18 protein-coding genes are annotated in these 26615 nt (G+C 66.5%); 12 read left to right on the forward strand and 6 right to left on the reverse strand.

The window, feature by feature from the left end:
• Position 1 precedes the first annotated feature (1 nt).
• Positions 2-328 carry a GlpM family protein gene (locus DN388_RS02035; protein ID WP_173925076.1) on the forward strand — a complete coding sequence of 109 codons (327 nt, stop codon included), beginning with the start codon at positions 2-4 and terminating at the stop codon, positions 326-328.
• Here DN388_RS02035 and DN388_RS02040 read toward each other — a convergent pair.
• The gene (locus DN388_RS02040; protein ID WP_254996564.1) at positions 325-1317 is read right to left on the reverse strand and encodes an alpha/beta fold hydrolase; all 993 of its coding nucleotides are present in this window, start codon (positions 1315-1317) and stop codon (positions 325-327) included. The genes DN388_RS02035 and DN388_RS02040 overlap by 4 nt on opposite strands.
• 180 nt (positions 1318-1497) lie before the next feature.
• Between DN388_RS02040 and metR the strand changes: the two genes are divergently transcribed.
• Positions 1498-2415: a transcriptional regulator MetR gene (gene metR, locus DN388_RS02045; protein ID WP_043861995.1), complete on the forward strand. Its 918-nt coding sequence runs from the start codon at positions 1498-1500 to the stop codon at positions 2413-2415.
• Positions 2416-2433: 18 nt separating this feature from the next.
• On the opposite strand, the gene DN388_RS02050 is transcribed toward metR, so the two are convergent.
• On the reverse strand, positions 2434-3072 hold the full coding sequence (locus DN388_RS02050) for a LysE family translocator (protein WP_054914755.1): 639 nt from the start codon (positions 3070-3072) through the stop codon (positions 2434-2436).
• Positions 3069-3476 carry an NUDIX domain-containing protein gene (locus tag DN388_RS02055; RefSeq protein WP_043861997.1) on the reverse strand — a complete coding sequence of 136 codons (408 nt, stop codon included), beginning with the start codon at positions 3474-3476 and terminating at the stop codon, positions 3069-3071. The genes DN388_RS02050 and DN388_RS02055 overlap by 4 nt, the downstream gene beginning before the upstream one ends.
• 202 nt (positions 3477-3678) lie before the next feature.
• On the opposite strand from DN388_RS02055, the gene DN388_RS02060 reads away from it, so the two are divergent.
• Entirely contained in the window at positions 3679-7947 is a 4269-nt protein-coding gene (locus tag DN388_RS02060) for a DEAD/DEAH box helicase (RefSeq protein ID WP_254996565.1), read from the forward strand.
• 130 nt (positions 7948-8077) lie between these two features.
• A complete protein-coding gene (locus tag DN388_RS02065; protein WP_054914757.1) occupies positions 8078-9694 on the forward strand; it encodes an FMN-binding glutamate synthase family protein in 1617 nt (538 codons plus the stop codon).
• A 96-nt stretch (positions 9695-9790) separates the two neighbouring features.
• Here the strand turns inward: DN388_RS02065 and DN388_RS02070 are convergent, their stop codons facing one another.
• The gene (locus DN388_RS02070; RefSeq protein WP_043862000.1) at positions 9791-11215 is read right to left on the reverse strand and encodes an amino acid permease; all 1425 of its coding nucleotides are present in this window, start codon (positions 11213-11215) and stop codon (positions 9791-9793) included.
• Between the two features lie 439 nt (positions 11216-11654).
• Here DN388_RS02070 and DN388_RS02075 point away from each other — a divergent pair, with 439 nt between their 5' ends.
• From DN388_RS02075 to DN388_RS02085, 3 genes are all read left to right on the forward strand, one after another.
• Positions 11655-14801 carry a transglycosylase domain-containing protein gene (locus DN388_RS02075; RefSeq protein ID WP_254996566.1) on the forward strand — a complete coding sequence of 1049 codons (3147 nt, stop codon included), beginning with the start codon at positions 11655-11657 and terminating at the stop codon, positions 14799-14801.
• A 166-nt stretch (positions 14802-14967) separates the two neighbouring features.
• Entirely contained in the window at positions 14968-15540 is a 573-nt protein-coding gene (locus tag DN388_RS02080) for a PadR family transcriptional regulator (RefSeq protein WP_054914759.1), read from the forward strand.
• Positions 15537-16301 carry a siderophore-interacting protein gene (locus DN388_RS02085; RefSeq protein ID WP_043862003.1) on the forward strand — a complete coding sequence of 255 codons (765 nt, stop codon included), beginning with the start codon at positions 15537-15539 and terminating at the stop codon, positions 16299-16301. Before DN388_RS02080 ends, DN388_RS02085 begins: the two co-directional genes overlap by 4 nt.
• A gap of 10 nt (positions 16302-16311) precedes the next feature.
• On the opposite strand, the gene DN388_RS02090 is transcribed toward DN388_RS02085, so the two are convergent.
• Both DN388_RS02090 and DN388_RS02095 read right to left on the reverse strand, forming a co-directional pair.
• Entirely contained in the window at positions 16312-16971 is a 660-nt protein-coding gene (locus DN388_RS02090) for a Pr6Pr family membrane protein (RefSeq protein ID WP_213606183.1), read from the reverse strand.
• A gap of 4 nt (positions 16972-16975) precedes the next feature.
• A complete protein-coding gene (locus tag DN388_RS02095) occupies positions 16976-17197 on the reverse strand; it encodes a VF530 family DNA-binding protein (RefSeq protein WP_043862005.1) in 222 nt (73 codons plus the stop codon).
• Positions 17198-17394: 197 nt separating this feature from the next.
• On the opposite strand from DN388_RS02095, the gene DN388_RS02100 reads away from it, so the two are divergent.
• The 5 genes from DN388_RS02100 to DN388_RS02120 all read left to right on the forward strand — a co-directional run bounded on the left by DN388_RS02100 (position 17395) and on the right by DN388_RS02120 (position 26603).
• A complete protein-coding gene (locus DN388_RS02100) occupies positions 17395-19443 on the forward strand; it encodes a TonB-dependent receptor (RefSeq protein ID WP_058540956.1) in 2049 nt (682 codons plus the stop codon).
• 200 nt (positions 19444-19643) lie between these two features.
• Positions 19644-20996, forward strand: coding sequence for a carbohydrate porin (locus DN388_RS02105; RefSeq protein WP_054914764.1), 1353 nt, complete (start codon positions 19644-19646; stop codon positions 20994-20996).
• A gap of 46 nt (positions 20997-21042) precedes the next feature.
• The gene (locus DN388_RS02110) at positions 21043-23451 is read left to right on the forward strand and encodes a glucose/quinate/shikimate family membrane-bound PQQ-dependent dehydrogenase (protein WP_043862008.1); all 2409 of its coding nucleotides are present in this window, start codon (positions 21043-21045) and stop codon (positions 23449-23451) included.
• 197 nt (positions 23452-23648) lie between these two features.
• Entirely contained in the window at positions 23649-26069 is a 2421-nt protein-coding gene (gene lon, locus DN388_RS02115) for an endopeptidase La (RefSeq protein ID WP_043862009.1), read from the forward strand.
• Between the two features lie 135 nt (positions 26070-26204).
• Positions 26205-26603, forward strand: a complete 399-nt coding sequence (locus tag DN388_RS02120; protein WP_043862010.1) for a protease inhibitor I42 family protein — start codon at positions 26205-26207, stop codon at positions 26601-26603.
• The last annotated feature ends 12 nt before the right edge of the window (positions 26604-26615 follow it).

The raw sequence follows: 26615 nt of genomic DNA on the forward strand, positions 1-26615 counted from the left end.
GATTCTCAAGGCCTGCCTGGGCGCCGTGGTGGTGCTGATCATCGCGGCCCTGGCCAAGACCCGCAATTACTACGTGGCCGGGCTGGTGCCGCTGTTTCCCACATTTGCCCTGATTGCCCACTACATCATCGGCAAGGGCCGCTCGCTGGAGGACCTGAAGGCCACCATCGTGTTCGGCATGTGGTCGATCATCCCCTACTTCGTGTACCTGGCCGCGCTGTACGTGCTGGTCGACCGCCTGCGCCTGGAGCTGTCACTGGCGCTGGCGGCGGTGGCCTGGCTGATCGCCGCCACCGTGCTGGTCAGCGTATGGGTGCGCCTGCACTAGCGTTGGGCCAGATGGCCCAGCTCTTCGCGGTGCGCCTTCAGGTAAGGCAGTACCGCCGCCAGCAGCGGGGCCTTGAACGGCTCCTGGAAGCGGTGCGCCAGGCCCGGTATCAGGCGTAGCTGGCTGCCCTGGATGTGCGCGGCCAGGTGCACGCCGTGCATCACCGGCAACAGCGGGTCGGCCGTGCCGTGCACCACCAGGGCCGGGACTCGCAGGTTGTCGAGCAGCTCGACACGGCTGGGCTCGGCAAGTATGGCCATGACCTGGCGCTGCACGCCTTCGGGGTTGAAGGCCCGGTCGTAGGCGGTGGCGGCCTGCTGCAACAGGGCCTGGCGATCATCCTGCACCTGCGGGCTGCCCAGCGCGGCCAGCAGGTCGGCCTGCTGCTCCAGGGCCACCTGGCGATTCGGCGCACCGCGCCGGGCCAACTGCCGAATCAGCGCCGGCGCAGGCGCCGGCAGCCCCTGCGCCCCCGAACTGGACATGATCAGGGTCAGGCTCTCGACCCGCTCGGGCGCCATCGCCGCCAGGTGCTGGGCAATCATTCCACCCATGCTCACCCCCAGCACATGAAAGCGCTGCGCGTGCAGCGCATCCATCAGCGCCAGGCCATCAGCGGCCATGTCGCTCAGGCTGTAGGGCGCCGCCACAGGCAGGCCGAGCCGGTAGCGCAGCGCCTCGACCGTCAGATTGGCCTGGGCGGGGGGCTGGTTCCAGCGCGACAGGCCGACGTCGCGGTTGTCGTAGCGGATCACCCTGAAGCCCTGCTGGCACAGCGCAAGTACCACCTCGTCGGGCCAGTGGATCAACTGGCCGCCCAGGCCCATGACCAGCAGCAGGGCCGGGTCGCTGTCACGCCCGATGCTCTGATAGGCCAGGCTGACCGGCCCCGCCTCGGCGTATCGGATACCTGAAGTGATGTCGCAGCGAGGCGCCGCGAACGAAGAAAAGGCGCTGCACAGCGCCACCAGAAACAGGATTGCCCGCATGAAAGAAACACCAGAGTGCAGTTCGCCAGTAAAGCGCGAGTCTGATGAAGTTCATGCCGGCGCGCTGCCACAGATCGGTGACCGTTTGATGACAACTGCCGGGCGGTCGACAGCATCGTCAACATGAGACAAACTCAACGAATTGTCTCATCCATCAAATTCTGTTCATGGAGCACCCTGGTGCTGGAAATTCGCCACCTCAAGACCCTGCACGCCCTGCGCGAAGCCGACAGCCTGGTGGAGGCCGCCGAGCGCCTGCACCTGACCCAGTCGGCGTTGTCCCACCAGTTCAAGGAACTCGAAGAACGCCTGGGCATGCAGCTGTTCACCCGCAAGACCAAGCCGATCCGCTTCACCAGCGCCGGCCTGCGCCTGCTGCAACTGGCCGATGCCACCCTGCCGCTGCTGCGCGGCGCCGAACGGGACATTGCGCGCCTGGCCGGCGGCACCGCCGGGCGCCTGCACATGGCCATCGAGTGCCACAGCTGCTTCCAGTGGCTGATGCCCACCATCGACCAGTTCCGCGATGCCTGGCCAGAGGTGGAGCTGGACCTGGCCTCGGGCTTCGCCTTCGCCCCGCTGCCGGCCCTGGCCCGCGGCGACCTGGACCTGGTGGTGACCTCCGACCCGCTGGAGCTGACCGGTATCACCTACGTGCCGCTGTTCACCTACGAGGCGATGCTGGCGGTGGCCAACCAGCACGTACTGGCCTCCAGGCCCTACGTGGTGCCGCAGGACCTGGCCACGGAAACCCTGATCACCTACCCGGTGGAACGCGACCGCCTGGACATCTTCACGCGCTTTCTGGAGCCGGCCGACATCGAGCCCGGGCAGGTGCGCACCGCCGAGCTGACGGTGATGATGATGCAGTTGGTGGCCAGCGGACGCGGGGTATGCGGCATGCCGCACTGGGCCCTGCACGAGTACAGCTCGCGCGGCTACGTGAAGGGCAAGCGCCTGGGTGAAAAGGGCCTGTTCGCCACGCTGTACGCCGCAGTGCGCAGCGACATGCTCGATGCACCGTATATGCGCGACTTTCTGCTGACCGCCAAGGACACCTCGTTCTCGACCCTGGATGGGGTCAGTGCGGTGCGCTGAAGGTTCAAGCGGCAAGCATCAAGCCAGTTTGCGTTGTTCCTGCACCAGGCGCAGCGCAAGGGCCGCCAGCACAAAGCCCATCACGTAGCGCTGCAACATCAGCCACAGCGGGTAGCGCGCGAACCAGGCCGACAGGCCGGCGGCGAACAGTGCGATCAGCAGGTTCACGGTGAAGCTCACGCCGATCTGGGTCAGGCCCAGGGTCAGGCTCTGCGCCAGCACCGAGCCGTGCTCGGGCGAAATGAACTGCGGCAGCACCGACAGGTAGAACACCGCCACCTTGGGGTTCAGCACGCTGGTCAGAAACCCCATCGTCACCAGTCGCGCCGGTGAATCCGGGGCCAGCTCACGGGGCTCGAACGGCGAGCGCGCACCCGGCTTGACCGCCTGCCAGGCCATCCACAGCAAGTAGCCGGCACCGGCCCAGCGCAGCAGGTCGTAACCCAGCGGCACGGCCATGAACAACGCGGTGAGGCCCACAGCTGCGGCCGTCATGTGCACCAGAAACCCGCCCACCACACCGATCAGCGACGTCACGCCGGCCATGCGGCCCTGGCAGATCGAGCGCGAGATCAGGTAGATCATGTTCGGCCCGGGGGTCAGTACCATCAGCAGCGCGGCGCCACTGAACAGCAGCCATTCGTGCAGCGGGATCATTGCGCGGCTCGTTGCAGGTGCAGCGGCAGGATCAGGTCGCGGGTCAGCGGCGCCAGTTCGAGGTGATCCACCTGGTGGGCGTCGACCCAGCAGGCTTCCTCGATTTCCGCTGCGGGTTCAAGCGTCAGGTCGGTGTGCAACTGAAACAGCTCGGCCTGCACTTCGAAACCCGGCTCGTTGGCCGCCGGTGCGCTGAACTGGCCCAGGTACTGCGCCTGCTGCGGGTCGATGCGCAGGCCCAGCTCTTCGAACAGCTCGCGGGCCAGGGCATCGACGGGTTGCTCGTGGGGTTCGATCTTGCCGCCAGGCTGCATGAAGGCCAGGGTGCCGCGCTTGCGTACCAACAGGGTACGGCCCTGAGCATCGAGCAACAGGGCAGCGGCGATACGGATGGTTTTGCTCATGGTAGGCGGCTCGTGGCGGGGAAGGCGCGCTAGGATCACATGCTGGCGCAGGGCTTTCAATCTTGCTGAGCGCTTCGCCGGCAAGGCCGGCTCCCACAGGTTCGGCGCATTCCCTGTAGGAGCCGGCCTTGCCGGCGAAGCGGCCGCAGCAGCCTGACGAAAGCCCCTTGCAACCAGGGCGCAACGGCCGCATAAACAGCTGATGAACCTGCCCGCCCGCAATCACCCGGTACTCGACGCCTTCCACCCCGCCGTCCGTGCCTGGTTCCAGCACCGTTTCGCCACGGTGACCGCCGCCCAGGCCCAGGCGTGGCCGCTGATCCGCAGCGGGCAATCGCTGCTGGTGGCGGCCCCCACCGGCTCCGGCAAGACCCTCACCGCGTTCCTCGCGGTCCTCGACGAACTCTTCACCCAGGCCCTGCACGCCGGCGGCGAGCTGCCCGAACAGACGCTGGTGGTGTACGTCTCGCCGCTCAAGGCGCTGTCCAACGACATCCAGCTCAACCTGCAGGCCCCCCTGGCCGGTATCAGCGCCGAACTGGCCGCCCTAGGGCTGCCCACGCCGACCCTGCGCACCGCAGTGCGCAGCGGCGATACCCCGCAGAAGGAACGCGCGGCCATGCGTCGCCAGCCCCCGCATATCCTGGTGACCACCCCCGAGTCGCTGTACGTGCTGCTCGGCTCGACGTCCGGGCGCCAGGGCCTGGCCTCGGTGCACACGGTAATCGTCGACGAGATCCACGCCGTGGCCGGCAACAAGCGCGGCAGCCACCTGGCGTTGAGCCTGGAACGCCTGCAGGCGCTGTGTCAGCGCCCGCTGCGGCGCATCGGCCTGTCGGCCACCCAGCGTCCGATCGAGCGGGTGGCGCAGTACCTGGTGGGCCATCAGCGCCCCTGCGCCCTGGTGGATATCGGCCATGCGCGCCAGCGCGACCTGGCCATCGAGGTACCGCGCGCGCCACTGGGCGCGGTGATGGCCAACGATGTGTGGGAGCTGGTCTACGATCGCCTCGCGCAACTGGCCCGCGAGCATCGCACCACCCTGGTGTTCGTCAACACCCGGCGCCTGGCCGAGCGCCTGGCGCGCCACCTGAGCGAGCGCCTGGGGCGCGAGGCGGTGGCCGCGCACCATGGCAGCCTGGCCAAGGAATTTCGCCTCGACGCCGAGCAGCGTCTCAAGCGCGGCGAGCTGCAGGTGCTGGTGGCCACCGCCTCGCTGGAGCTGGGCATCGACATCGGCGAGGTCGACCTGGTGTGCCAGATCGGCTCGCCTGGCTCGATTGCCGCGCTGCTGCAGAGGGTTGGCCGCTCCGGCCACCAGGTGGACGGCACCCCCAAGGGTCGTGTGTTCGCCACCACCCGCGACGAGCTGATCGAGTGCGTGGCCCTGCTCGACTGCGTGCGCCGTGGCGAGCTGGACGAGCTGCATATCCCCAACGCACCGCTGGACGTGCTGGCCCAGCAGATCGTCGCCGAGGTCAGTTGCCAGCCCTGGGACGAACAGGCGCTGTTTGCGTGCCTCACCCGCGCGATGCCCTACGCCAATCTCGACCAGGTGCATTACCAGGCCCTGCTGCGCATGCTCGCCGAAGGCTACAGCGGGCGCCAGGGCGTGCGCGGCGCGTACCTGCACCGCGATGCGGTCAGTGCCCAGTTGCGTGGAAGGCGCGGCAGCCAGCTGGCTGCCCTGACCAGTGGCGGGGCGATACCGGACAACGCCGACTACCGCGTGCTGCTCGAACCCCAGGCCTTGAACATCGGCAGCGTGAACGAAGACTTCGCGGTGGAGAGCATCGCCGGCGACATCTTCCAGCTGGGCAACGCGTCGTACCGCATCCTGCGCGTGGAGGCCGGCAAGGTACGGGTAGAGGATGCCCACGGGCAACCGCCGACCATCCCCTTCTGGCTGGGCGAGGCGCCGGGGCGCAGCGACGAGCTGTCCTTCGCGGTGGCACGCCTGCAAGCCGAAATCGACCAGCGCCTGGATGCCAGTGGCGGCCAGCTGCAACCGCTGCTGACCTGGCTGCACGCCACGCTCGGGCTGAACGCGGACAGCGCCGAGCAACTGCTCGACTACCTGGCCCGCACCCGCCAGGCCCTCGGCGCCCTGCCCTCGCAGGACACGCTGATCATGGAGCGCTTTTTCGATGAGTCCGGCGGTACCCAGCTGATCATCCACTCGCCCTTCGGCAGCCGCATCAACCGCGCCTGGGGGCTGGCACTGCGCAAGCGCTTCTGTCGCACCTTCAACTTCGAGTTGCAGGCGGCAGCCAGCGAGGATGCGCTGATCCTGTCGCTGTCGGCCGGCCACAGTTTTGCCCTGGAAGAGGTGTGGCGCTACATTTCCAGCGCCAGTGCCGAGCACCTGCTGACCCAGGCCGTGCTCGATGCTCCGCTGTTCGGCGTGCGCTGGCGCTGGAACGCCGGGGTGTCGCTGGCACTGCCGCGCTATGCCGGCGGGCGCAAGGTCGCCCCGCAGATCCAGCGCATGAAAAGCGAAGACCTCACCGCTGCCGTGTTCCCCGACCAGCTGGCGTGCCTGGAAAACATCGTCGGCGAGCGCGAGATTCCCGACCACCCGCTGGTGGAGCAGACCCTCGACGACTGCCTGCACGAGGCGATGGATTGCGAGGGCTGGCTGAATCTGCTGCGGCGCATCGAAGACAAGCGCATCCGCCTGATCTGCCGCGACCTGCCGGCGCCTTCGCCCCTGGCGGCGGCGATCCTGAATGCACGTCCATACGCCTTTCTCGATGACGCACCGCTGGAAGAGCGGCGCACCCAGGCCGTGCTCAACCGGCGCTGGAGCGACCCGCAAAGTGCCGACGACCTGGGCGCACTGGATCCGCAGGCGATTGCCGCAGTGCGTGCCGAGGCCTGGCCGTTGCCAGGCGGCACCGACGAAATGCACGAGGCACTGATGAGCCTGGCGGCCGTGTGCGATGCCGAGGTGCAGGCCAACCCGGGCTGGCTGGCATGGCTGCAGCAACTGGCCGCCGGCGCACGCGCCTGCCACCTGAAGTTGCCGCAGGGTGGCGGCCTGTGGCTGGCCCGCGAACGCCTGCCGTGGCTGCTGGCGCTGTACCCGCAAGCGGCGCCCACCCCATTGCCCGGGTTCGATCAGCCCATCGATGCCGACAGTGCTGCCGTGGAACTGCTGCGCGCGCGCCTGAGCGGCTTCGGCCCGCTGACCAGCAGCGAGATCGGCGCGCCGCTGTGCCTGAGCCCCTCACAGGTCGAGCAGGCCATGCTGCGCCTGGAAGCGGAGGGCTATGTGATGCGCGGGCACTTCAGCCCGGGCCACACCCCTGAACAATGGTGCGAACGCCACCTGCTGGCGCGCATCCACCGCTACACGCTCAAGCGCCTGCGCCGCGAAATCGAGCCGGTCAGCCTGCAGGACTTCATGCGCTTTCTGTTCGACTGGCAGCACCTTTCGCCCGGCACCCGGCTGGAGGGCCCGGCGGCGCTGGGCGAGGCGCTGACCCAACTGGAAGGCTTCGCCGCAGCGGCCTCGGCCTGGGAAAGCGACCTGCTGCCGAGCCGGCTGCGCGACTACAGCGGGCAGTGGCTGGACGATGCCTGCCGGGCCGGCAAGTTCGTGTGGGCTCGCCTGGCCCCTTCGGGCAAGGCTGCGGCCAGTACCCTGCGCAGCACCCCTGTCGTGCTGCTACCACGGGCGCGGCTGGGGTTGTGGCGAGCACTGGCCGCCACCGACGACGCCCCGGCACCGTCGCCCCGCGCGCAACGTGTACTGGCCGCGCTCAGCGAGCACGGCGCACTGTTTTTCGATGAACTGCGCGACGAGGCACGCCTGTTGCCCAGCGAGCTGGAGACAGCCCTGCAGGAACTGGTGGCGGCCGGGCAGATCAGTGCCGACAGCTTTGCCGGCCTGCGTGCACTGATCACCCCGACCAGCAAGCGCCAGGCACGCAGCCATCGGCGCGGTCGCGGGGCATTCAGTGGCGGCATGGAGGACGCCGGGCGCTGGGCATTGCTGCGCCGCGCCGGCACGCCGGCCGAGGACGCCCTGGAACAGGTGGCCCTGACCCTGCTGCGCCGCTATGGCGTGGTGTGCTGGCGGCTGCTCGAACGCGAGGCCGACTGGCTGCCGAGCTGGCGGGACCTGCTGCGCACGTTGCACCGCCTGGAGGCGCGTGGCGAGATCCGTGGCGGTCGCTTCATCAGCGGGCTGGCCGGCGAACAGTTCGCCTTGCCCGAGGCCATCGGCGTATTGCGCGAAGTACGCAGGCGCCCGCTGGATGGCAGCCTGGTGGCGGTGAGTGCCAGCGACCCGCTGAACCTGGTGGGCACCTTGCTGCCCGGCAGCAAGGTGGCAGCGGTGAGCGGCAACCGGGTGGTGTACCGCGACGGCGTGGCGGTGGCGGCGCGGGTGGCGGGCAAGGCGCAGTACTGGGTGCAGGAGGATGCGGCGCTGCGTGAGCGGGTGGTGCGCGATGTCCATCACTGATCCCGAAGCTTTGCAGTGTGTGCAGGAGCCGGCATTGCCGGCGAAGGCCGCAACGCTGTCTTGATGGGTTCACTGGCATCCAATCCCCCATTCGATATAAGGTCTTGGATTGCCTGCAAAAGGAACCCGCATGAGCCTCTCCCTCCTCAGCCGTTATGCCTTCTTCGCCGCGTGTGTCGTGTTCACCCTCGCCAGCCTGCCGTTCCTGCACCACGACTGGCTGTGGCCCTTCACCCTGGTCACCGGCCTGCTCAGCCTGCTGGGCCTGTTCGACCTGCTGCAGAGCCGCCATGCGGTGCGGCGCAACTACCCGATCCTGGGCAATATCCGCTACCTGGTGGAGGGCATCCGCCCGGAAATCCGCCAGTACCTGCTCGAATCCGACAGCGATGCGCTGCCCTTCTCCCGCGCCCAGCGCTCGCTGGTGTACTCGCGGGCCAAGAACGAAACCGCCGACAAGCCGTTCGGCACCCTGATCGACGTCTACCAGTCGGGCTTCGAGTTCATCGGCCACTCCATGCGCCCGGCACCGCTCAGCGACCCCGAGAGCTTTCGGGTGATCGTCGGCGGCCCGCAGTGCACCCAGCCCTATTCGGCCTCGGTGTTCAACATCTCGGCCATGAGCTTCGGCTCGCTCAGCGCCAACGCCATTCGCGCCCTCAACCAGGGTGCCAAGCTCGGCAACTTCGCGCATGACACCGGCGAGGGCAGCATCAGCCCCTACCACCGCGAACATGGCGGCGACCTGACCTGGGAACTGGGCAGCGGCTACTTCGGCTGCCGCACCTCGGACGGTCGCTTCGACCCCGAGCGCTTCGCGCAGCAGGCCAGCAGCCCGCAGGTGCGCATGATCGAAATCAAGATGAGCCAGGGCGCCAAGCCCGGCCACGGCGGCATCCTGCCCAAGCACAAGGTGACCCAGGAAATCGCCGACACCCGCGGCATCATGATGGGCGAAGACTGCATCTCGCCGTCGCGCCACAGCGCGTTCTCCACCCCCATCGAGCTGATGCAGTTCATTGCCCAGCTGCGCGAGCTGTCCGGCGGCAAGCCGGTCGGCTTCAAGTTCTGCCTGGGCCACCCGTGGGAGTTCATGGGCATTGCCAAGGCCATGCTCGAGACCGGCATCCTGCCCGACTTCATCGTGGTCGACGGCAAGGAAGGCGGCACCGGCGCCGCGCCGGTGGAGTTCACCGACCACATCGGCGTGCCGCTGCGCGAAGGGCTGCTGTTCGTGCACAACACCCTGGTGGGGCTGAACCTGCGCGACAAGATCAAGCTGGGCGCCAGCGGCAAGATCGTCAGTGCGTTCGATATCGCCAGCGTGCTGGCCATCGGTGCCGACTGGGCCAACTCGGCGCGCGGCTTCATGTTCGCCATCGGCTGCATCCAGTCGCAAAGCTGCCATACCAACAAGTGCCCGACCGGCGTGGCCACCCAGGACGGCCTGCGCCAGCGGGCGCTGGTGGTGCCGGACAAGGCGCAGCGGGTGTTCAGCTTCCACCGCAACACGCTCAAGGCGCTGGCCGAGATGCTCGCCGCCGCCGGGCTGGATCACCCCTCGCAGCTGGAGGCCAAGCACCTGGTGCGGCGCATGTCGGCCACCGAGATCAAGCTGTTCTCGCAGCTGCACGTGTTCCTCAAGCCGGGTGAACTGCTTACCGGCGAGGTGAACGGCGAGTTCTACTCGCGGATGTGGCAAATGGCGCGGGCAGACAGTTTCGAGCCCAACGCCGAAGCGGCGTAACGACGTCGCCGACTCCTCACCTGCAGGAGCCGGCATTGCCGGCGAAGGGGCAGTACAGCCACATAAAAACCCCGGCCTGGGCCGGGGTTGTGTACATCAGGATGCGCTGGATGCCGCCACTGCTTCACTGTCGCCCTTGGGCGCCAGCTTGAACACGTGGTACAGCACCGTCAGCATTACCAGGAACGCCGGGCCGATGAACAGCGCCACGCGGGTTTCCTCGAAGTAGGCCATCAGGCCGACCACCAGGATCAGGAACGCCAGGGCCAGGTAGGAACTCAGCGGCCACAGCCACATGCGGTACTTGAGCGCGGCCCGTTCGGCCTGGCTCAGCCCGGCGCGAAAGCGCAGTTGCGCCAGCAGGATCATCACCCAGGTCCAGATCGCGCCGAAGGTAGCGATCGAGGTCACCCACACGAAGACCTTTTCAGGTACCAGGTAGTTGGCCAGCACGCCCAGCAGCAGCGCGCCGATCGACAGCAGCAGTGCATTGCGCGGCACGCCGTTGCGCGAGGTGCGCGCAAAGCTGGCCGGGGCCTGGCCGTTCTGCGCCAGGCTGTAGAGCATGCGCCCGGTACTGAAGATACCGCCGTTGCACGACGACAGCGCCGCGGTGATCACCACGAAGTTGATGATGCCGGCTGCGGTCTTGATGCCCAGGCGCTCGAAGGTCATCACGAACGGGCTACCCTGGCTGCCGATCTCGTTCCACGGGTACAGCGACAGGATCACGAACAGCGCGCCGACGTAGAACAGCAGGATGCGCCAGAACACCGAGCCGATGGCCTGCGGGATGGTCTTTTGCGGGTTGCGCGCTTCACCGGCGGTAAGGCCGATCATCTCCACGCCCAGGTAGGCGAACATCACCATCTGCAGCGACATCAGCACGCCGGTCACGCCGTTGGGCATGAAGCCGCCGTGACTCCACAGGTTGGAGATGCCCAGCGCCACACCGTCGTTGCCGAAGCCGAAGGCGATCACGCCGATGCCGCCCAGCACCATGGCGATGATGGTCACGATCTTGATCAGGGCGAACCAGAACTCGAACTCGCCGAAGGCCTTCACCGCCACCAGGTTGATCGCGCCCATGCTGCCCAGCGCCGCCAGGGCCCAGATCCAGCGCGGTACGTCCGGAAACCAGATGCCCATGTAGATGGCCACCGCGGTGATCTCGGCGACACAGGTCACCAGCCACAGGAACCAGTAGTTCCAGCCGGTCAGAAAGCCCGCCAGCGGGCCCAGGTAGTCTTGTGCGTAGCGGCTGAAGGACCCGGCCACCGGGTTGTGCACGGCCATCTCGCCCAGCGCGCGCATGATCACCAGGATCGCCAGGCCGCCGATGATGTAGGACAGCATGATCGCCGGCCCGGCCATTTCGATGGCCTTGGCCGAACCGAGGAACAGCCCGACACCGATACAGGCGCCCAGCGCCATCAGGCGAATGTGACGTTCGCCGAGTTCCCGCTTGAGTGGGCCGCCCTGGGCGGTCTCACCATGAGAAGGGTGGTTGCCGACTGGCATAGGAATACAACCTCATTTTGTTATTGGATATAACCCTTCGTGCAGGCTGTACAGCGCCGATAGGCTGCTGTTTCGCCGCGCCGGGCTCACCTTGTGGGCAAGCACGTCGACCGGTGCGCGGAGCACCGGCCGAGCGAAAGGGGCGAGCAGTATAGGAAGGCCGCTACAGGGCTTTTCACTATATAAACCCCGATATTTGGCGAGAACTCTCGGCAATTACCGCTTATTCGGAGTGGCATTACCCGCGCTTGGCCGTGCGGGTGTCAACCGGGCGGCTAACATAGCACCAAAACGGGGCAACACAACCTTGCACCAAAGGCGCATGTTCGCGCCGTGATTGGCGAACCTGCCGCTGGCAACCCACAAATTTTTCATCAATTGCGACCAGCGTCTAAGCTTCAGGCAAGCGAGACGAACATACGCAGCCGGGCTGAACACTATGGGCGCACAGTGGCAAACGGAACCAGACAAGACGCAGGCTGCCGCAGAACAACCGGATACTCCCGCATTGCCCAAACGTCCCCGCCGGCGCTATGGCTGGTGGCTGTTCGGCCTGCTGGTGCTGGGGGCCCTGGTACTGCTGGGCCTGGCGATCGCCCGTGAAATGCACACCTCGCGCCTGCAGGCGCGCGAGTTCAGCCAGTTCGCCGCCACCCTGAGCTATTCGATGCACCAGGGCCCCAGCGATGCCGTCATCTACCCGGGCGAAGGCCCGTTCGACAAGCGCCTGGGCTACAGCGCGCTGGGCGAGTTTCTGCCGCGGCTGTTCAAGCGCGATTACGTGATCGTCGAGCAGGCGCGTTTTTCGCCGGCGCTGATGAACTATGTGCAGCACGGGTTCTTCGTGCCCTATGCCGAGAAGATCCAGGCCGGCCTGTCGATCACCGACTGCAAGGGCGACGCGCTGTACCAGTTCCATTACCCGCAGCACCTGTACCCGGATTTCGCCTCGATCCCGCCGGTGATCGTGCACAGCCTGCTGTTCATCGAGAACCGCGACCTGCTCGACCCCGCCGATCCGCGCAGCAACCCGGCGGTGGACTGGCCGCGCTTCGCCATGGCCGCCTACAGTCAGGTCGCCAAGCACCTGGCCCTGCCCGGCCAGTCGGCCGGCGGCAGCACGCTGGCCACGCAGCTGGAAAAATACCGCCACTCCCCCGATGGCCTCACGGTGTCGGGCAGCGAGAAACTGCGCCAGATGATTTCGGCCAGCGTGCGCGCCTACCAGGACGGGCCGCAGACCCTGGGCGCACGCCAGCGCATCGTGCGCGACTACCTCAACAGCGTGCCGCTGTCGGCGGTGCCCGGCCACGGCGAAGTGCACGGCATGGCCGAGGGCCTGCGGGTGTGGTACGGCGCCGACTTTGCCGAGGTCAACAAGACCCTGGCCAGTACCGACAGCGACCCGGCCAGCCTGGCCGCGCGTGGCTTGGCACTGCGCCAGGTGCTGTCGCTGATGATCGCCCAGCGTCGCCCGTCGCACTTTCTGTCCAAGGGTCGCAACGAACTGGCCACCCTCACCGACAGCCACGTGCGCCTGCTGGCCGCCAACAACATCATCGACCGCCCGCTGGCCGATGCCGCGCTGGCAAGCAAGGTGGTGTTTCGCGACTGGGTGGCGCAGCCGACCATCGTGCCCATCGTCACCAACAAGGGCATCAGCGTGGCCCGCAACCGCTTGTCGTCGGCGCTGGGGCGCCCGCTGTACGACCTGGACCGCCTCGACCTGTCGGCCACCAGCACGCTGCAGGCCGACCTGCAGGGGCAGGTCAGCGAGTACCTCAAGAGCCTCGCCGACCCGGCCTTTGCGGCGCAGATGGGGCTGATTGGCGAACGCCTGCTGACCCCCACCAGCACCACCCAGGTGCGCTACAGCTTCACCCTGCTGGAACGCACCGCCGACGGCTCGCGGGTACGGGTACAGACCGACAGCACCGACCAGCCGTTCGACATCAACGAGGGCAGCAAGCTTGAGCTGGGCTCCACCGCCAAGTTGCGGGTGCTGACCCAGTACCTGGAAATCATCGCCGAGCTGCACGACAAGTACGTCGACATGACCCCGGCCCAGTTGAGCAAGGTGGAGGTGGCCGACACCGACTTCATCAGCCGCTGGGCCCTGGATTACCTGGCCCGCAACAAGGACCGCAACATCACCGCGATGCTCGACGCGGCGCTGGAGCGCAAGTATTCGGCCAGCCCCGGCGAAGCCTTTTTCACCGGCGGCGGCATGCACGTGTTCAACAACTTTCGCCGCGAGGACAACGGCCGCATGCCGACCCTCAAGGATGCCCTGCGCGAGTCGATCAACCTGCCCTTCATTCGCCTGATGCGCGACCTGGTGCGCTACAGCACCTATTCGGCACCGGGCAACAGCGGCAAGTTGCTCAAGGACGATGCCGAGCCGCGGCGCCAGGAATACCTTGCCCGCTTCGCCGACCGCGAGGGCACCGACTTCATGCGCCGGTTCTGGAAGAAGTACCAGCGCAAGACCTCCCAGGAACGCCTGGACACCTTTCTCGACAGCCTGCGGGTCACGCCGATCCGCCTGGCCGCCGTGCACCGCTACCTGTTCCCCGAGGCCGACCAGGCCACCTTCAACGCCTTCGTGCGCGCGCACATGAAGGCCGAGCCAGGGGCGGCCAAGCGGCCACCGCTGAAAAAGGACCAACTGACCGACCAGCGTCTGGAAGGCCTGTATGCCGCCTACGGCCCGGGCACCTACGACCTGCCCGACCAGGGCTACATCGCCCGGGTGCACCCGCTGGACCTGTGGCTGCTGGGCTACCTGCTGAAGAACCCCACCGCAAGCTTTCAGGACGCGGTGCTGGCCAGCCATTTCGAACGCCAGGAAGTCTACAGCTGGCTGTTCAAGAGCCGGCACAAGGGCGCCCGTGACAGCCGTATCCGTACCATGGTCGAGATCGAGGCGTTCCTCGACATTCACCAGCGCTGGAAGCGCGTGGGCTACCCGTTCGATCACCTGGTGCCATCGCTGGCCACCGCCATCGGCAGCTCGGGCGACCGCCCGGCGGCGCTGGCCGAGCTGGTGGGCATCATCCAGAACGACGGCGTGCGCCTGCCGGTGCTGCGTATCGACACCCTGCACTTTGCCGCCGACACGCCCTATGAACTGCGCCTGGCCGGTGACCCGGACCGGGGCCAGCGGGTGCTGTCGGTGGAAGTGGCGCGGGCCCTGCGCGGGGCCATGTCGCAGGTGGTGGACGCCGGTACGGCACGACGGGTGTCGGGGAGCTTCAAGCTGCCCGATGGCACCCTGCTGACCATGGGCGGCAAGACCGGCACCGGGGACAACCGCATCGAGAGCTTCGGTGCTGGTGGGCGGCTGATCGGTTCGCGTTCGTTGAACCGCACCGCGACGTTCGTGTTCTTTCTGGGCGACAACCATTTCGGCACCTTGACGGCGTTCGTGCCGGGGCGCGCGGCCGAGGCATTCAAGTTCACCTCGGCGTTGCCGGTGCAGGTGCTCAAGGGCATGGCGCCGATACTGCTGCCATACCTGCAGCCGGGGGGCAACACGTTGTGCACGCCGCCGCTGGTGGCAACGCAAGACCTTTCGAAGCCCTGAAGCCATTCGCTCGCCTGCACCAACCACACGCTTGCGTGCAGGAGCCGGCCTTGCCGGTGAAACAGATCAGCGCCAAATGCGAAAAATAATCATCTCCACGTCTTGCGTTAAGATATATCTTGAGTAATATCTTTAGATACATCGAAACGCAGACAGGAGACAGTCCATGCGTGACCATCACCCACCCCACCGCGACAGCGGCGAGCGCCATGACGGCTTCGAGCGCCGGCACGGCCGTGAACGCGGCGACCGTGGCCCCCGCGTGTTCGCCCCCGGCGATCTCAAGTTGCTGCTGCTGGCCATGCTTTCGGAAAAGCCCGGGCACGGCTACGACCTGATCCGCCAGATCGAGGCCGAGTTCGACGGCGGCTACAGCCCCAGCCCCGGCGTGATCTACCCGACCCTGACCTTTCTCGAAGAGAGCGAGCTGATCAGCGGCGAAGTCCACGGCAGCAAGAAGCTCTACAGCGTCACCGACGCCGGGCGCCAGTCGCTGGTCGACCAGGCCATCGCCCTGGACGGCGTGCGCACGCGCATCGAGGTGAGCAAGCGCTCGATGCGCGTGCACGACCGTCCGCCGGAAATCCACGAAGCCGTACACAACCTGCGCCATGCCTTGCAGATCCACGCCGGGCGCTGGAACCCCGCAGAGATCGAGCGGGTACGCACCCTGCTCAACGACACCGCAAAAGCCATCGTTGCCGGCCCGGCAACCCCCACCCAGGAGACTTCCGAATGACGGACAGCCCCAACCTTTCGATCCATCGCGTCAACCACGAGATCAAGCGCCGCCGCCTCGAGGTACTGCGCGTGACCGAGCTGACCCCGCGCATGCGCCGCATCACCCTCGGCGGCGCCGAGCTGCAGGGCTTTCTCAGCGTCGGCAGCGACGACCACGTCAAACTCATGTTCGCCTGCTCCCCCGAAGAACAGGTGGCCCTGGACAACCCCGGCGCCACCGACGTGCGACCGACCATGCGCGAGTACACCCCGCGGCGCATCGACCTGGCCGCCGGCGAGCTGGACCTGGACTTCGTGCTGCACGGCGACGGCCCCGCCTCCACCTGGGCGGCCCAGGCCGAACCCGGCCATTACCTGCATATCGCCGGGCCACGCGCCTCGCTGGTGGTACCGGACATCTTCGACAGCTACCTGCTGGTGGGCGATGAAACCGCCATCCCGGCCATCGGCCGCCGGCTCGAAGAGTTGCCAGCCGGACGCAAGGTGCTGGCGGTGATCGAAATCGAGGACGACCAGGAACGCCAGCCACTGCCCAGCGCGGCGCAGGTCGAGGTGATCTGGGTACGGCGCCACCAGCAGGACGTGCTGCAGGTGTTGCGCGACCTGAGCCTGCCGTCGGGCACGCTGTATGCCTGGGTTGCCCTGGAAAAGGCGCTGACGCGCAAGGCCAAGAGCCTGCTGCTGGAAGAGAAAGGCGTGAACGAGGCGTACCTCAAGGCGGCCGCCTACTGGCGACTGGACCCCAACGACGAGGAATAAGCGTCGACCTTCAGGGTTGCGCCTGGGCCCGTGCCAGGCGCCTGCCCTGCCAGCGGTCGAGGACGATCAGCAGCACGCCGACCAGAATGAAGCCCCCCAGCATGGCCAGCGCATTGATCAGCACCTGCGCATAGCCCAGGCTCGCCACATCGACGAACGGGTACGGATAGAAACCGATACCGTGACCGCGCGCCAGCACATACGCAAAGTACCCCAGCGGGTATACCAGCCAGCCCAGCAGGTGCGTGAAACGCAACTGCCCCTTGGGCACGCACCACCACCAGTACAGCGCATAGGCCGCCGGCATCACGTCGTGCAGCAGCTCATCGGCCAGCCATTGCCAGCCCTGCGGTTGCCACAGGTGACGCAGCAACAGGCTGTAGGCCAGCGCCACGAACACGATGCTCACCGCCACCCCGGAACTCACCCAGGGCGACAGCCACCAGCGCCGCGCCGCCGATTCACGGCCAAAGGCCGCCTGGGTCAGCACCGTGGCCACCAGGGTATTGCTCAACACCGTGAAATAACCGAACAGATTCACCAGCCCGCCCAGCAGGCTGGCCTGATCCTGCCAGCGCGCCAGCAGCACCAGATACAGCTGGATGGTCAACGCCGCCCAGCCAAGGCCCGCCAGCAGGCCGATGCCCATGCGACGGTCAGCCACCGGCATCGGCTCAGCGACCGCGTTGCAGCTTCAGGTACAGGCGCTCGACCTTCTCCCGCGCCCAGGGCGTCTTGCGCAGGAAGGTCAGGCTCGACTTGATGCTCGGGTCACTCTTGAAGCAGCGGATATCGATGCGCTGCGCCAGCCCTTCCCATTGGTAGTGCGCCACCAGCGCGGTGAGGATCTGTTCCAGTGTCACGCCATGCAGCGGGTTGTTGTCAGCGGCAGTCATGCCTGTGCTCCAGCCAAACGAAGGTGCGCACCTTAGCCCAGGTGCGGCGGCGCGTCAGCACCTGGTGCGGCCTTTCTCGATCAAGGGCACCTGAGGTGATTCTAGTGACCGCGAAGGCTCTGGACAGCACCTTGGCATTTATTGTTTTACGGTAATGTTATATTGTAACCAAAACGATAACTGCCAAGGACCCCACCATGCGTCACCTGCCGCTCCACCTCTCCCCCCTTGCCGCCGCACTGTGGCTGGCCTCGCTGCCCAGCCACGCGGTTGAACTGCAACCCCAGGTCATCACCGCCAACCCGTTGGGCACCCCGCTGGCAGCCCCCAGCAGCGTGCTCGAAGGCGACACATTGACCCTGCAGCAAAAGGGCAGCCTGGGCGAAACCCTGAACACCCAGCCCGGCGTCGCCTCCACCTGGTTCGGCCCGGGCGCCAGCCGCCCGGTGATCCGCGGCCTGGACGGCGACCGGATCCGTATCCTGCGCAACGGCGTGGGTGCACTGGATGCCTCTTCGCTGTCGTACGACCACGCCGTGCCACTGGACCCGGTGAACGTCGAGCGCGTCGAGATCGTGCGCGGCCCGGCCGCCCTGCTCTACGGTGGCAATGCCATCGGCGGGGTGGTCAACACCTTCGACAACCGCATCCCCGACGCGCCGGTGCAAGGCATTCATGGTGCCGGCGAGCTGCGCTACGGGGGCGCCGACACCACCCGCAGCAGTGCGGGCAAGCTGGAAGCCGGCGATGGCCGCTTCGCCCTGCACCTGGACGCCAACAGCCGCCAGTTCAACGATTTGCGCATCCCCGGCTACGCCCGCAGTTCGAAGGTGCGCGATGCCGACGAACCCGGCGGCAAGCATCGCCTGGAAAACAGCGACGGGCGCCAGGACGGTGGTGCCGTCGGCGGTTCGTACAACTGGGAACACGGTTACGCGGGCCTGTCCTACAGCCGCTACGATGCCAACTACGGTTCGGTGGCCGAGCCCGGCGTTCGTCTGGCCATGGAACAGGACCACTACGCCTTTGCCTCCGAACTGCGCGACCTCGACGGCCCGTTCAGCTCGCTCAAGTTCGACGCCGGCTACACCGACTACAAGCATCAGGAGCTGGAAGGCGGCGAGGTGCATACCACCTTCAAGAACAAGGGCTACGAGGCCCGCGTCGAGGCTCGGCACCAGCCGCTGGGGCCGGTGGAAGGCGTGATCGGCGCCCAGGTCACCCGCAACGAGTTCTCGGCGCTGGGCGAAGAAGCCTTCGTGCCGCAGACCGATACCGACAGCCTGGCGCTGTTCGTGCTCGAACAGTGGAAGGCCACCGACCGCCTCGACCTGAGCCTGGGCGCACGCCTGGAGCACACCCGGGTCGACCCCGACAGCCAGGGCAGCGAACGTTTCGCCCAGGCCGACAGCGCCAGCAGCTTCACCGCCGCCAGCCTGTCCTCGGGTGCGGTGTACCAGTTGACCCCGGTGTGGTCGCTGGCCGCCAGCCTGGGCTACACCGAACGTGCACCGACCTTCTACGAGCTATATGCCAATGGCGCTCACGTCGCCACCGGCACCTACGAGGTGGGCGACCCGGGGCTTTCGAAGGAGAAGGCGATCTCCAGCGACCTGGCCCTGCGCTTCGACAACGGCACGCACAAGGGCAGCGTGGGCGTGTTCTACAGCCATTTCCGCAACTACATCGGCCTGCTGGCCAGCGGCAACCTGCGCGAAGGGCATGATCACGATCACGGGGATGACGATCACGATCACGACCATGATCACGAGCATGGCGACGTGCCCGAATACCTCTATCACGGCGTGCGCGCCCGCTTCTACGGCATCGAAGCCCAGGACCGCTGGCAACTGCTGGAAAACGCCTACGGCAGCTTCGCCCTGGAACTGTCTGGCGACTACACCCGCGCCAAGAACCTGGATACCGGCGAAGACCTGCCACGCATTGCCCCGCTGCGCCTGAACAGCGGCCTGACCTGGAACCTTGAACGCTGGCAGGCACGGGTCGACGTGCAGCATGCCAGCAGCCAGCATCGCAAGCCGGCCAATGAAACCAGCACCGACGGCTACACCACCCTGGGGGCCAGCGTGGGCTATCGCTTCGAGATCGGCCAGAGTGAATGGCTGGCCTTCGTGCGCGGCGAAAACCTCACCGACCAGACCGTACGCTATGCCAGTTCGATCCTGCGCGACATCGCCCCAGCGCCGGGTCGCAGCGTCCAGGTAGGCCTGCGAACCACCTTCTGAACTCACACCGTTGCCGGATTGTTACCCATCCGGCAACGGTCACTCTTGCTGATCCGGCTTTTTTTCCGGCACGTTCGCCTATATCCTCCCCGCCTCAAGCTGAACCGCTTCACCTATTCCTGATACTGCCTTGCCCTCGACGATGCCTGCATCTCGGGCAATTTGCCGTTCTTCCAACAATCAAAAGACAGCGCTATCTCATGCATCAGTTCCATCATTTGCCCCCCGCCGCCGCGACCTTGCTGGCAGGCCTGGCCGCCAGCACGCTGGCCTGCAGCCTGCAGGCCGCCCCCCTCTTGGACGGCGACTCGCCCTGGATGCTCGGCGACTGGGGCGGCACACGCTCGGCGCTGGCCGAGCGCGGCTACGACTTCACTCTGGGCTACACCGGGGAGATGGGCAGCAACCTGCACGGTGGCCACGACCACAGCAACACCGCCCGCTACAGCGACCAGTTCAGCCTGGGCAGCCACCTGGACCTGCAGAAGATCCTCGGCTGGCAGGGCGCCGAATTCCAGTTGACCGTGACCGAGCGCCACGGCAACAACATCAGCAACGACCGCATCAACGATCCGCGGGTGGGCGGCTTCACCTCGGCCCAGGAAGTCTGGGGCCGTGGCCAGACCTGGCGGCTGACCCAGATGTGGTTCAAGCAGACGTACCTGGACGGCGACCTTGACGTGAAGGTCGGGCGCTTCGGCCAGGGCGAGGACTTCAACAGCTTCCCCTGCGACTTCCAGAACCTGGCCTTCTGCGGCTCGCAGGTGGGCAACTGGGCCGGCAGCATCTGGTACAACTGGCCGGTGAGCCAGTGGGCCCTGCGCGTCAAGTACCACCTTACGCCGGAACTCTACGCCCAGGTCGGTGCCTACGAACAGAACCCCTCCAACCTCGAGCGCCAGAACGGCTTCAAGCTCAGCGGCAGCGGCACCCAGGGCGCGGTACTGCCGGTGGAACTGGTGTGGACGCCGGCCATCGACGGCCTCAAAGGGGAATATCGCGCCGGTTACTACTACAGTAGTGCCAAGGCACAAGATGTTTACAAGGACGGCAACGGCCAACCGGCAGCCCTCAGTGGCCAGGACTATCGCAGCAGCTCGAGCAAGCACGGGTTCTGGCTGGGGGCACAGCAGCAGGTGACGTCGTTGGCCAGCGATCACTCACGTGGCCTGAGCGTTTTTGCCAATGCCACGCTGCACGACAAGAAGACCAATGCCATCGACAACTATGTTCAGGCAGGTGTGGTTTACAAAGGGCTGTTCGACGCCCGCGCCAAGGACGACATCGGCTTCGCCCTCGCTCGCGTGCACGTCAACCCGGCCTATCGCAGGAACGCCGAGGCCCGCAACCGCGCCAATGCCCTCTTCGACTACGACAACCCCGCCTTCCTGCCCGTCCAGGACACCGAGTACAGCGCCGAGCTGTATTACGGCATCCACCTGGCCCAGTGGCTGACCGTGCGCCCGAACCTGCAGTACATCCGCCACCCGGGCGGGGTCGGGCACGTGGACGACGCGCTGATCGGCGGCCTCAAGATCCAGAGCAGCTTCTGAACGGGCCCTGCGGCTCGAACCTTTTCACCTTGATGGAGAACACACGATGAGCACTGATGGTGCCTTGAGTAGAACCCGCTGGCTGCCGAGACTGCTCGGCGTGCTGCTGTTGCTGATGGGGCTGGCGCTGCTGGCCGGCGGTATCAAGCTGAGCCAGCTCGGCGGCTCGCTGTATTACCTGATCGCCGGTATCGGCTTTGCCCTGTCGGGCGTGCTGCTGCTGGCACTGCGCCGCACCGCGCTGGGCCTGTACGGCCTGGTGCTGCTGGGTAGCACCCTGTGGGCATTGTGGGAGGTCGGCCTGGACTGGTGGCAACTGGTACCGCGCCTGTCGCTGTGGTTCGCCCTGGGCGTGGTGTTGCTGCTGCCGTGGGCACGCCGCCCGCTGCTGGGCCAGCCCGGCAAGCTCAACACCGGGCTGCTGAGCCTGGCGGTGGTGCTGTCGGGCGCCACCGCAGTGGCAAGCCAATTCACCTTCCCGGGTGAAATCAAGGGCGAGCTGGGCCGCGACAGCACCGAGCTGAGCAGCACCGCGCCGGCCATGCCCGATGGCGACTGGCAGGCCTACGGGCGCACCGAATTCGGTGACCGCTACTCGCCGCTGCGCCAGATCACCCCGAACAACGTGCACAAGCTCGAAGAGGCCTGGCGCATTCGCACCGGCGACCTGCCGACCAGCGATGACCCGGTCGAGCTGACCAACGAGAACACCCCGCTCAAGGTCAATGGCAAGCTGTATGCCTGCACCGCGCACAGCAAGGTGCTGGCCCTGGACCCGGATACCGGTGCCGAGATCTGGCGCTTCGACCCGCAGATCAAGAGCCCGGTGGGCTTCAAGGGCTTTGCCCACATGACCTGCCGTGGCGTGTCGTACTACGACGAAAACAACTACGTGAACATGGACGGCGCCCCTGCGCCGAAAATCTCCGAAGCCGGCCAGGCCGTGGTGCGCAGCTGCCCGCGTCGCCTGTACCTGCCCACCGCCGATGCGCGCCTGATCGCGATCAACGCCGACACCGGCAAGGTCTGCGAAGGCTTCGGCAACCAGGGCGTGGTCGACCTGACCCAGGGCATCGGCCCGTTCACCGCCGGTGGCTACTACTCCACCTCGCCTGCCGCGATCACTCGCGAGCTGGTGATCATCGGTGGCCACGTCACCGACAACGAGTCCACCAACGAGCCCTCGGGCGTGATCCGTGCCTACGACGTGCATGACGGTCGTCTGGTATGGAACTGGGACAGCGACAACCCGGACGAGACCGCACCGCTGGCACCGGGCAAGACCTACAGCCGCAACTCGGCCAACATGTGGTCGCTGGCCAGCGTCGACGAGAAGCTGGGCATGGTGTACCTGCCACTGGGCAACCAGACCCCTGACCAGTGGGGCGCCGACCGCACCCCAGGTGCCGAGAAGTTCAGTGCCGGCATCGTCGCCCTGGACCTGGCCACCGGCAAGGTACGCTGGAACTACCAGTTCACCCACCACGACCTGTGGGACATGGACGTCGGCAGCCAGCCGACCCTGCTCGACCTGAAGACCGCCGACGGCGTCAAACCTGCGCTGATCGCACCGACCAAGCAGGGCAGCCTGTACGTGCTCGACCGTCGTGACGGCAGCGCCATCGTGCCGATCCGCGAGATCCCGGCGCCCCAGGGCGCGGTCAAGGGCGACCACACCGCACCGACCCAGGCCCGCTCGGACCTGAACCTGCTGGGCCCGGACCTGACCGAGGCGGCCATGTGGGGCGCCAGCCCGTTCGATCAGATGCTGTGCCGTATCCAGTTCCGCGAACTGCGCTACGAGGGCCAGTACACCCCACCGTCGGAGCAGGGCAGCCTGATCTACCCGGGCAACGTGGGCGTGTTCAACTGGGGCGGCGTGTCGGTCGACCCCGTGCGTCAGCTGCTGTTCACCAGCCCCAACTACATGGCCTTCGTGTCGAAGATGGTGCCGCGTGCCGAAGTGGCCGAGGGCAGCAAGCGCGAAAGCGAGACCAGCGGCGTGCAGCCCAACACCGGCGCACCTTACGCGGTGATCATGCACCCGTTCATGTCGCCCCTGGGCGTACCGTGCCAGGCCCCGGCCTGGGGCTATGTGGCCGGTATCGACCTGACCACCAACAAGGTGGTGTGGAAGCACAAGAACGGCACCAGCCGCGACAGCTCGCCGATTCCGATCGGCCTGCCGGTGGGTGTACCGAGCATGGGCGGCTCGATGGTGACGGCCGGCGGCCTAGGCTTTTTGAGCGGCACCCTGGACCAGTACCTGCGTGCGTATGACGTGAACACCGGCAAGGAGCTGTGGAAATCGCGCCTGCCGGCTGGCGGCCAGGCCACGCCGATGACCTACACCGGCAAGGATGGCCAGCAGTACGTGCTGGTGATGGCTGGCGGGCACGGTTCGCTGGGCACAAAGATGGGCGATTACGTGATCGCCTACAAACTGGCGCAGTGATCGACCGCTGAACCTGGGCTGCCGTGCAGCCCTTCGCCGGCAAGGCCGGCGCCTGCAGGACCATGTGACAGCATGGCCCGGCAGGCGCCGGCCTTGTCGCTGAAGGGGCCGCCCGGCACTGCACATACCTGTCCGCCCATTGAAACCTCCCCCCTCCCGCCCCATCTAAGCACCATAGTCATTCACGCAGGTGCCCCATGAGCGACCAGCAGGATCTCCCCGAACATCCCGACCAAGACGCTGAAGTCGAGCATCTCGACGCCTCCGACCACACCGGTCGCACCCTCGCCATCCCCGGCCAGCAACTGCCGGACAAGGTCTACGTGATCCCGATCCACAACCGCCCGTTCTTCCCCGCGCAGGTACTGCCGGTGATCGTCAACGAAGAACCCTGGGCCGAGACCCTGGACCTGGTGGCCAAGACCCCGCATCACAACCTGGCGCTGTTCTTCATGGACACCCCGCCCGAAGACCATCGCCACTTCGATACCTCGGCCCTGCCGCTGTACGGCACCCTGGTCAAGGTGCACCACGCCAGCCGCGAGAACGGCAAGCTGCAGTTCGTCGCCCAGGGCCTGACCCGCGTGCGGATCCGCACCTGGCTCAAGCACCACCGCCCGCCCTACCTGGTGGAAGTCGAATACCCGCACCAGCCCAGCCAGCCGACCGACGAGGTCAAGGCCTACGGCATGGCCCTGATCAACGCGATCAAGGAGCTGCTGCCGCTCAATCCGCTGTACAGCGAAGAGCTGAAAAACTACCTCAACCGCTTCAGCCCCAACGACCCTTCGCCGCTCACCGACTTTGCCGCCGCCCTGACCTCCGCCACCGGCAACCAGCTGCAGGAAGTGCTCGACTGCGTGCCCATGCTCAAGCGCATGGAAAAGGTGCTGCCGATGCTGCGCAAGGAAGTCGAGGTGGCACGCCTGCAGAACGAGATCTCTGCCGAGGTGAACCGCCAGATCGGCGAGCACCAGCGCGAGTTCTTCCTCAAGGAACAGCTCAAGGTCATCCAGCAGGAGCTGGGCCTGACCAAGGACGACCGCAGCGCCGACCTGGAGCAGTTCCAGCAGCGCCTGGCAGGCAAGACCCTGCCCGCTGCGGCGCAAAAGCGCATCGACGAAGAAATGGGCAAGCTGTCGATCCTGGAGACCGGCTCGCCCGAGTACGCCGTCACCCGCAACTACCTGGAATGGGCCACCGCCCTGCCCTGGGGCGTGTACGGCAAGGACAAGCTCGACCTCAGGCATGCACGCAAGGTGCTCGACCAGCACCACGCCGGCCTGGATGACATCAAGGATCGCATCATCGAGTTCCTTGCCGTGGGCGCCTACAAGGGCGAGATCAGCGGTTCGATCGTGCTGCTGGTGGGCCCGCCGGGCGTGGGCAAGACCAGCATCGGCAAGTCCATCGCCGAGTCCCTGGGGCGACCGTTCTACCGCTTCAGCGTCGGCGGCATGCGCGATGAGGCCGAGATCAAGGGCCACCGGCGCACCTACATCGGTGCCCAGCCGGGCAAGCTGGTGCAGGCGCTCAAGGACGTCGAGGTGATGAACCCGGTGATCATGCTCGACGAGATCGACAAGATGGGCCAGAGCTACCAGGGCGACCCGGCCTCGGCCCTGCTCGAAACCCTGGACCCGGAACAGAACGTCGACTTCCTCGACCATTACCTGGACCTGCGCCTGGACCTGTCCAAGGTGCTGTTCGTGTGCACCGCCAACACCCTCGATGCCATCCCCGGGCCGCTGCTCGACCGCATGGAGGTGATCCGCCTGTCCGGTTACATCACCGAGGAAAAGGTCGCCATCGCCAAGCGTCACCTGTGGCCCAAGCAACTGGCCAAGGCCGGCGTGGCCAAGGCCAGCCTGGGTATCAGCGACAGCGCATTGCGCACGGTTATCGAAGGCTATGCCCGTGAAGCCGGGGTGCGCCAGCTGGAGAAGCAACTGGGCAAGCTGGTGCGCAAGGCCGTGGTGCAGTTGATCGACACACCCGATGCAGTGATAAAGATCGGCCCCAAGGACCTCGAAGCTTCACTCGGCATGCCGGTGTTTCGCAGCGAGCAGGTGCTGTCGGGCAAGGGCGTGATCACCGGCCTGGCCTGGACCAGCATGGGCGGCGCCACGCTGCCGATCGAGGCGACCCGCATCCACACCCTCAACCGTGGCTTCAAGCTCACCGGCCAGCTGGGCGAGGTGATGAAGGAATCCGCCGAGATCGCCTACAGCTACGTCAGCGCCAACCTCAAGCAGTACGGTGGTGAGGTGGGCTACTTCAATGAGTCGTTCATTCACCTGCACGTGCCCGAAGGGGCCACGCCCAAGGACGGCCCGAGTGCCGGGGTGACCATGGCCAGCGCCCTGCTGTCCCTGGCACGCGACCAGGCACCGAAAAAAGGCGTTGCCATGACCGGCGAGCTGACCCTGACCGGGCAGGTACTGCCGATTGGCGGGGTACGCGAGAAGGTGATTGCGGCGCGCCGGCAGAAGATCCACGAGCTGATTCTGCCGGAAGCCAACCGCGGCGACTTCGAAGAACTGCCCGGCTACCTGAAGGCCGGCCTGCAGGTGCATTTTGCCAGGCGCTTCAGCGACGTGGCCAAGGTGCTGTTCTGAAACAGCGGTAACAGAAACAGCGCGGGCTGCAGGCAGCCCGCGCGGGCACCCGGCAGCGAAGCGTGAGAATCTTCCCAAGGCAGCACACTTTCCCTATTATCGGCTGCCCGGACCCTCCGCGAGCCAGGAGTCATGATGACCGCATCCCGTGTGTTACTGAGTTCGAGCCTGATACTCCTGGCCAGCTGTGCCAGCCAGCCCACACCTCCACAGCCGCTGCTGGTGGAAAAACAGAGCCAGTGCCCGGTCACGCTCGATGTCGGCCAGGCCATCACCCTGGCGTTGCCCAGCAACCCCAGTACCGGTTATCGCTGGCTGCTGCAGAATCCGGCCAACGGCGTACTTGCGGCGCTGGGCCCCGAGGTCTACAGCAACCCCGAAGACACCGGCCTGGTGGGCAGTGCCGGCCGATCGCTGTGGCGCTTCAAGGCCAGCGCCAGCGGCAGCGGCCACCTGCTGCTGGTGTATCAGCAACCCTGGGCACCGGAGGTCAAGCCGGCGATGAGCTTCGACTGCGACATCCAGGTACGCTGAGGCTGCGCCGCG

The sequence above is a fragment of the Pseudomonas sp. S12(2018) genome (assembly GCF_024355235.1).
In the GTDB taxonomy this organism is placed as follows: Bacteria; Pseudomonadota; Gammaproteobacteria; order Pseudomonadales; family Pseudomonadaceae; genus Aquipseudomonas; species Aquipseudomonas palmensis.

Bases quoted from the DNA above. Each gene is read 5' to 3' on its own strand.
- DN388_RS02095 (WP_043862005.1), bottom strand. From the start codon at position 17,197: ATGACTGCCGCTGACAACAACCCGCTGCATGGCGTGACACTGGAACAG.
- DN388_RS02065 (WP_054914757.1), top strand. From the start codon at position 8,078: ATGAGCCTCTCCCTCCTCAGCCGTTATGCCTTCTTCGCCGCGTGTGTC.
- DN388_RS02085 (WP_043862003.1), top strand. From the start codon at position 15,537: ATGACGGACAGCCCCAACCTTTCGATCCATCGCGTCAACCACGAGATC.
- DN388_RS02055 (WP_043861997.1), bottom strand. From the start codon at position 3,476: ATGAGCAAAACCATCCGTATCGCCGCTGCCCTGTTGCTCGATGCTCAG.
- DN388_RS02040 (WP_254996564.1), bottom strand. From the start codon at position 1,317: ATGCGGGCAATCCTGTTTCTGGTGGCGCTGTGCAGCGCCTTTTCTTCG.
- DN388_RS02050 (WP_054914755.1), bottom strand. From the start codon at position 3,072: ATGATCCCGCTGCACGAATGGCTGCTGTTCAGTGGCGCCGCGCTGCTG.
- DN388_RS02105 (WP_054914764.1), top strand. From the start codon at position 19,644: ATGCATCAGTTCCATCATTTGCCCCCCGCCGCCGCGACCTTGCTGGCA.
- DN388_RS02080 (WP_054914759.1), top strand. From the start codon at position 14,968: ATGCGTGACCATCACCCACCCCACCGCGACAGCGGCGAGCGCCATGAC.
- DN388_RS02100 (WP_058540956.1), top strand. From the start codon at position 17,395: ATGCGTCACCTGCCGCTCCACCTCTCCCCCCTTGCCGCCGCACTGTGG.
- DN388_RS02090 (WP_213606183.1), bottom strand. From the start codon at position 16,971: ATGCCGGTGGCTGACCGTCGCATGGGCATCGGCCTGCTGGCGGGCCTT.
- DN388_RS02075 (WP_254996566.1), top strand. From the start codon at position 11,655: ATGGGCGCACAGTGGCAAACGGAACCAGACAAGACGCAGGCTGCCGCA.
- lon (WP_043862009.1), top strand. From the start codon at position 23,649: ATGAGCGACCAGCAGGATCTCCCCGAACATCCCGACCAAGACGCTGAA.
- DN388_RS02120 (WP_043862010.1), top strand. From the start codon at position 26,205: ATGACCGCATCCCGTGTGTTACTGAGTTCGAGCCTGATACTCCTGGCC.
- DN388_RS02110 (WP_043862008.1), top strand. From the start codon at position 21,043: ATGAGCACTGATGGTGCCTTGAGTAGAACCCGCTGGCTGCCGAGACTG.
- DN388_RS02060 (WP_254996565.1), top strand. From the start codon at position 3,679: ATGAACCTGCCCGCCCGCAATCACCCGGTACTCGACGCCTTCCACCCC.
- DN388_RS02070 (WP_043862000.1), bottom strand. From the start codon at position 11,215: ATGCCAGTCGGCAACCACCCTTCTCATGGTGAGACCGCCCAGGGCGGC.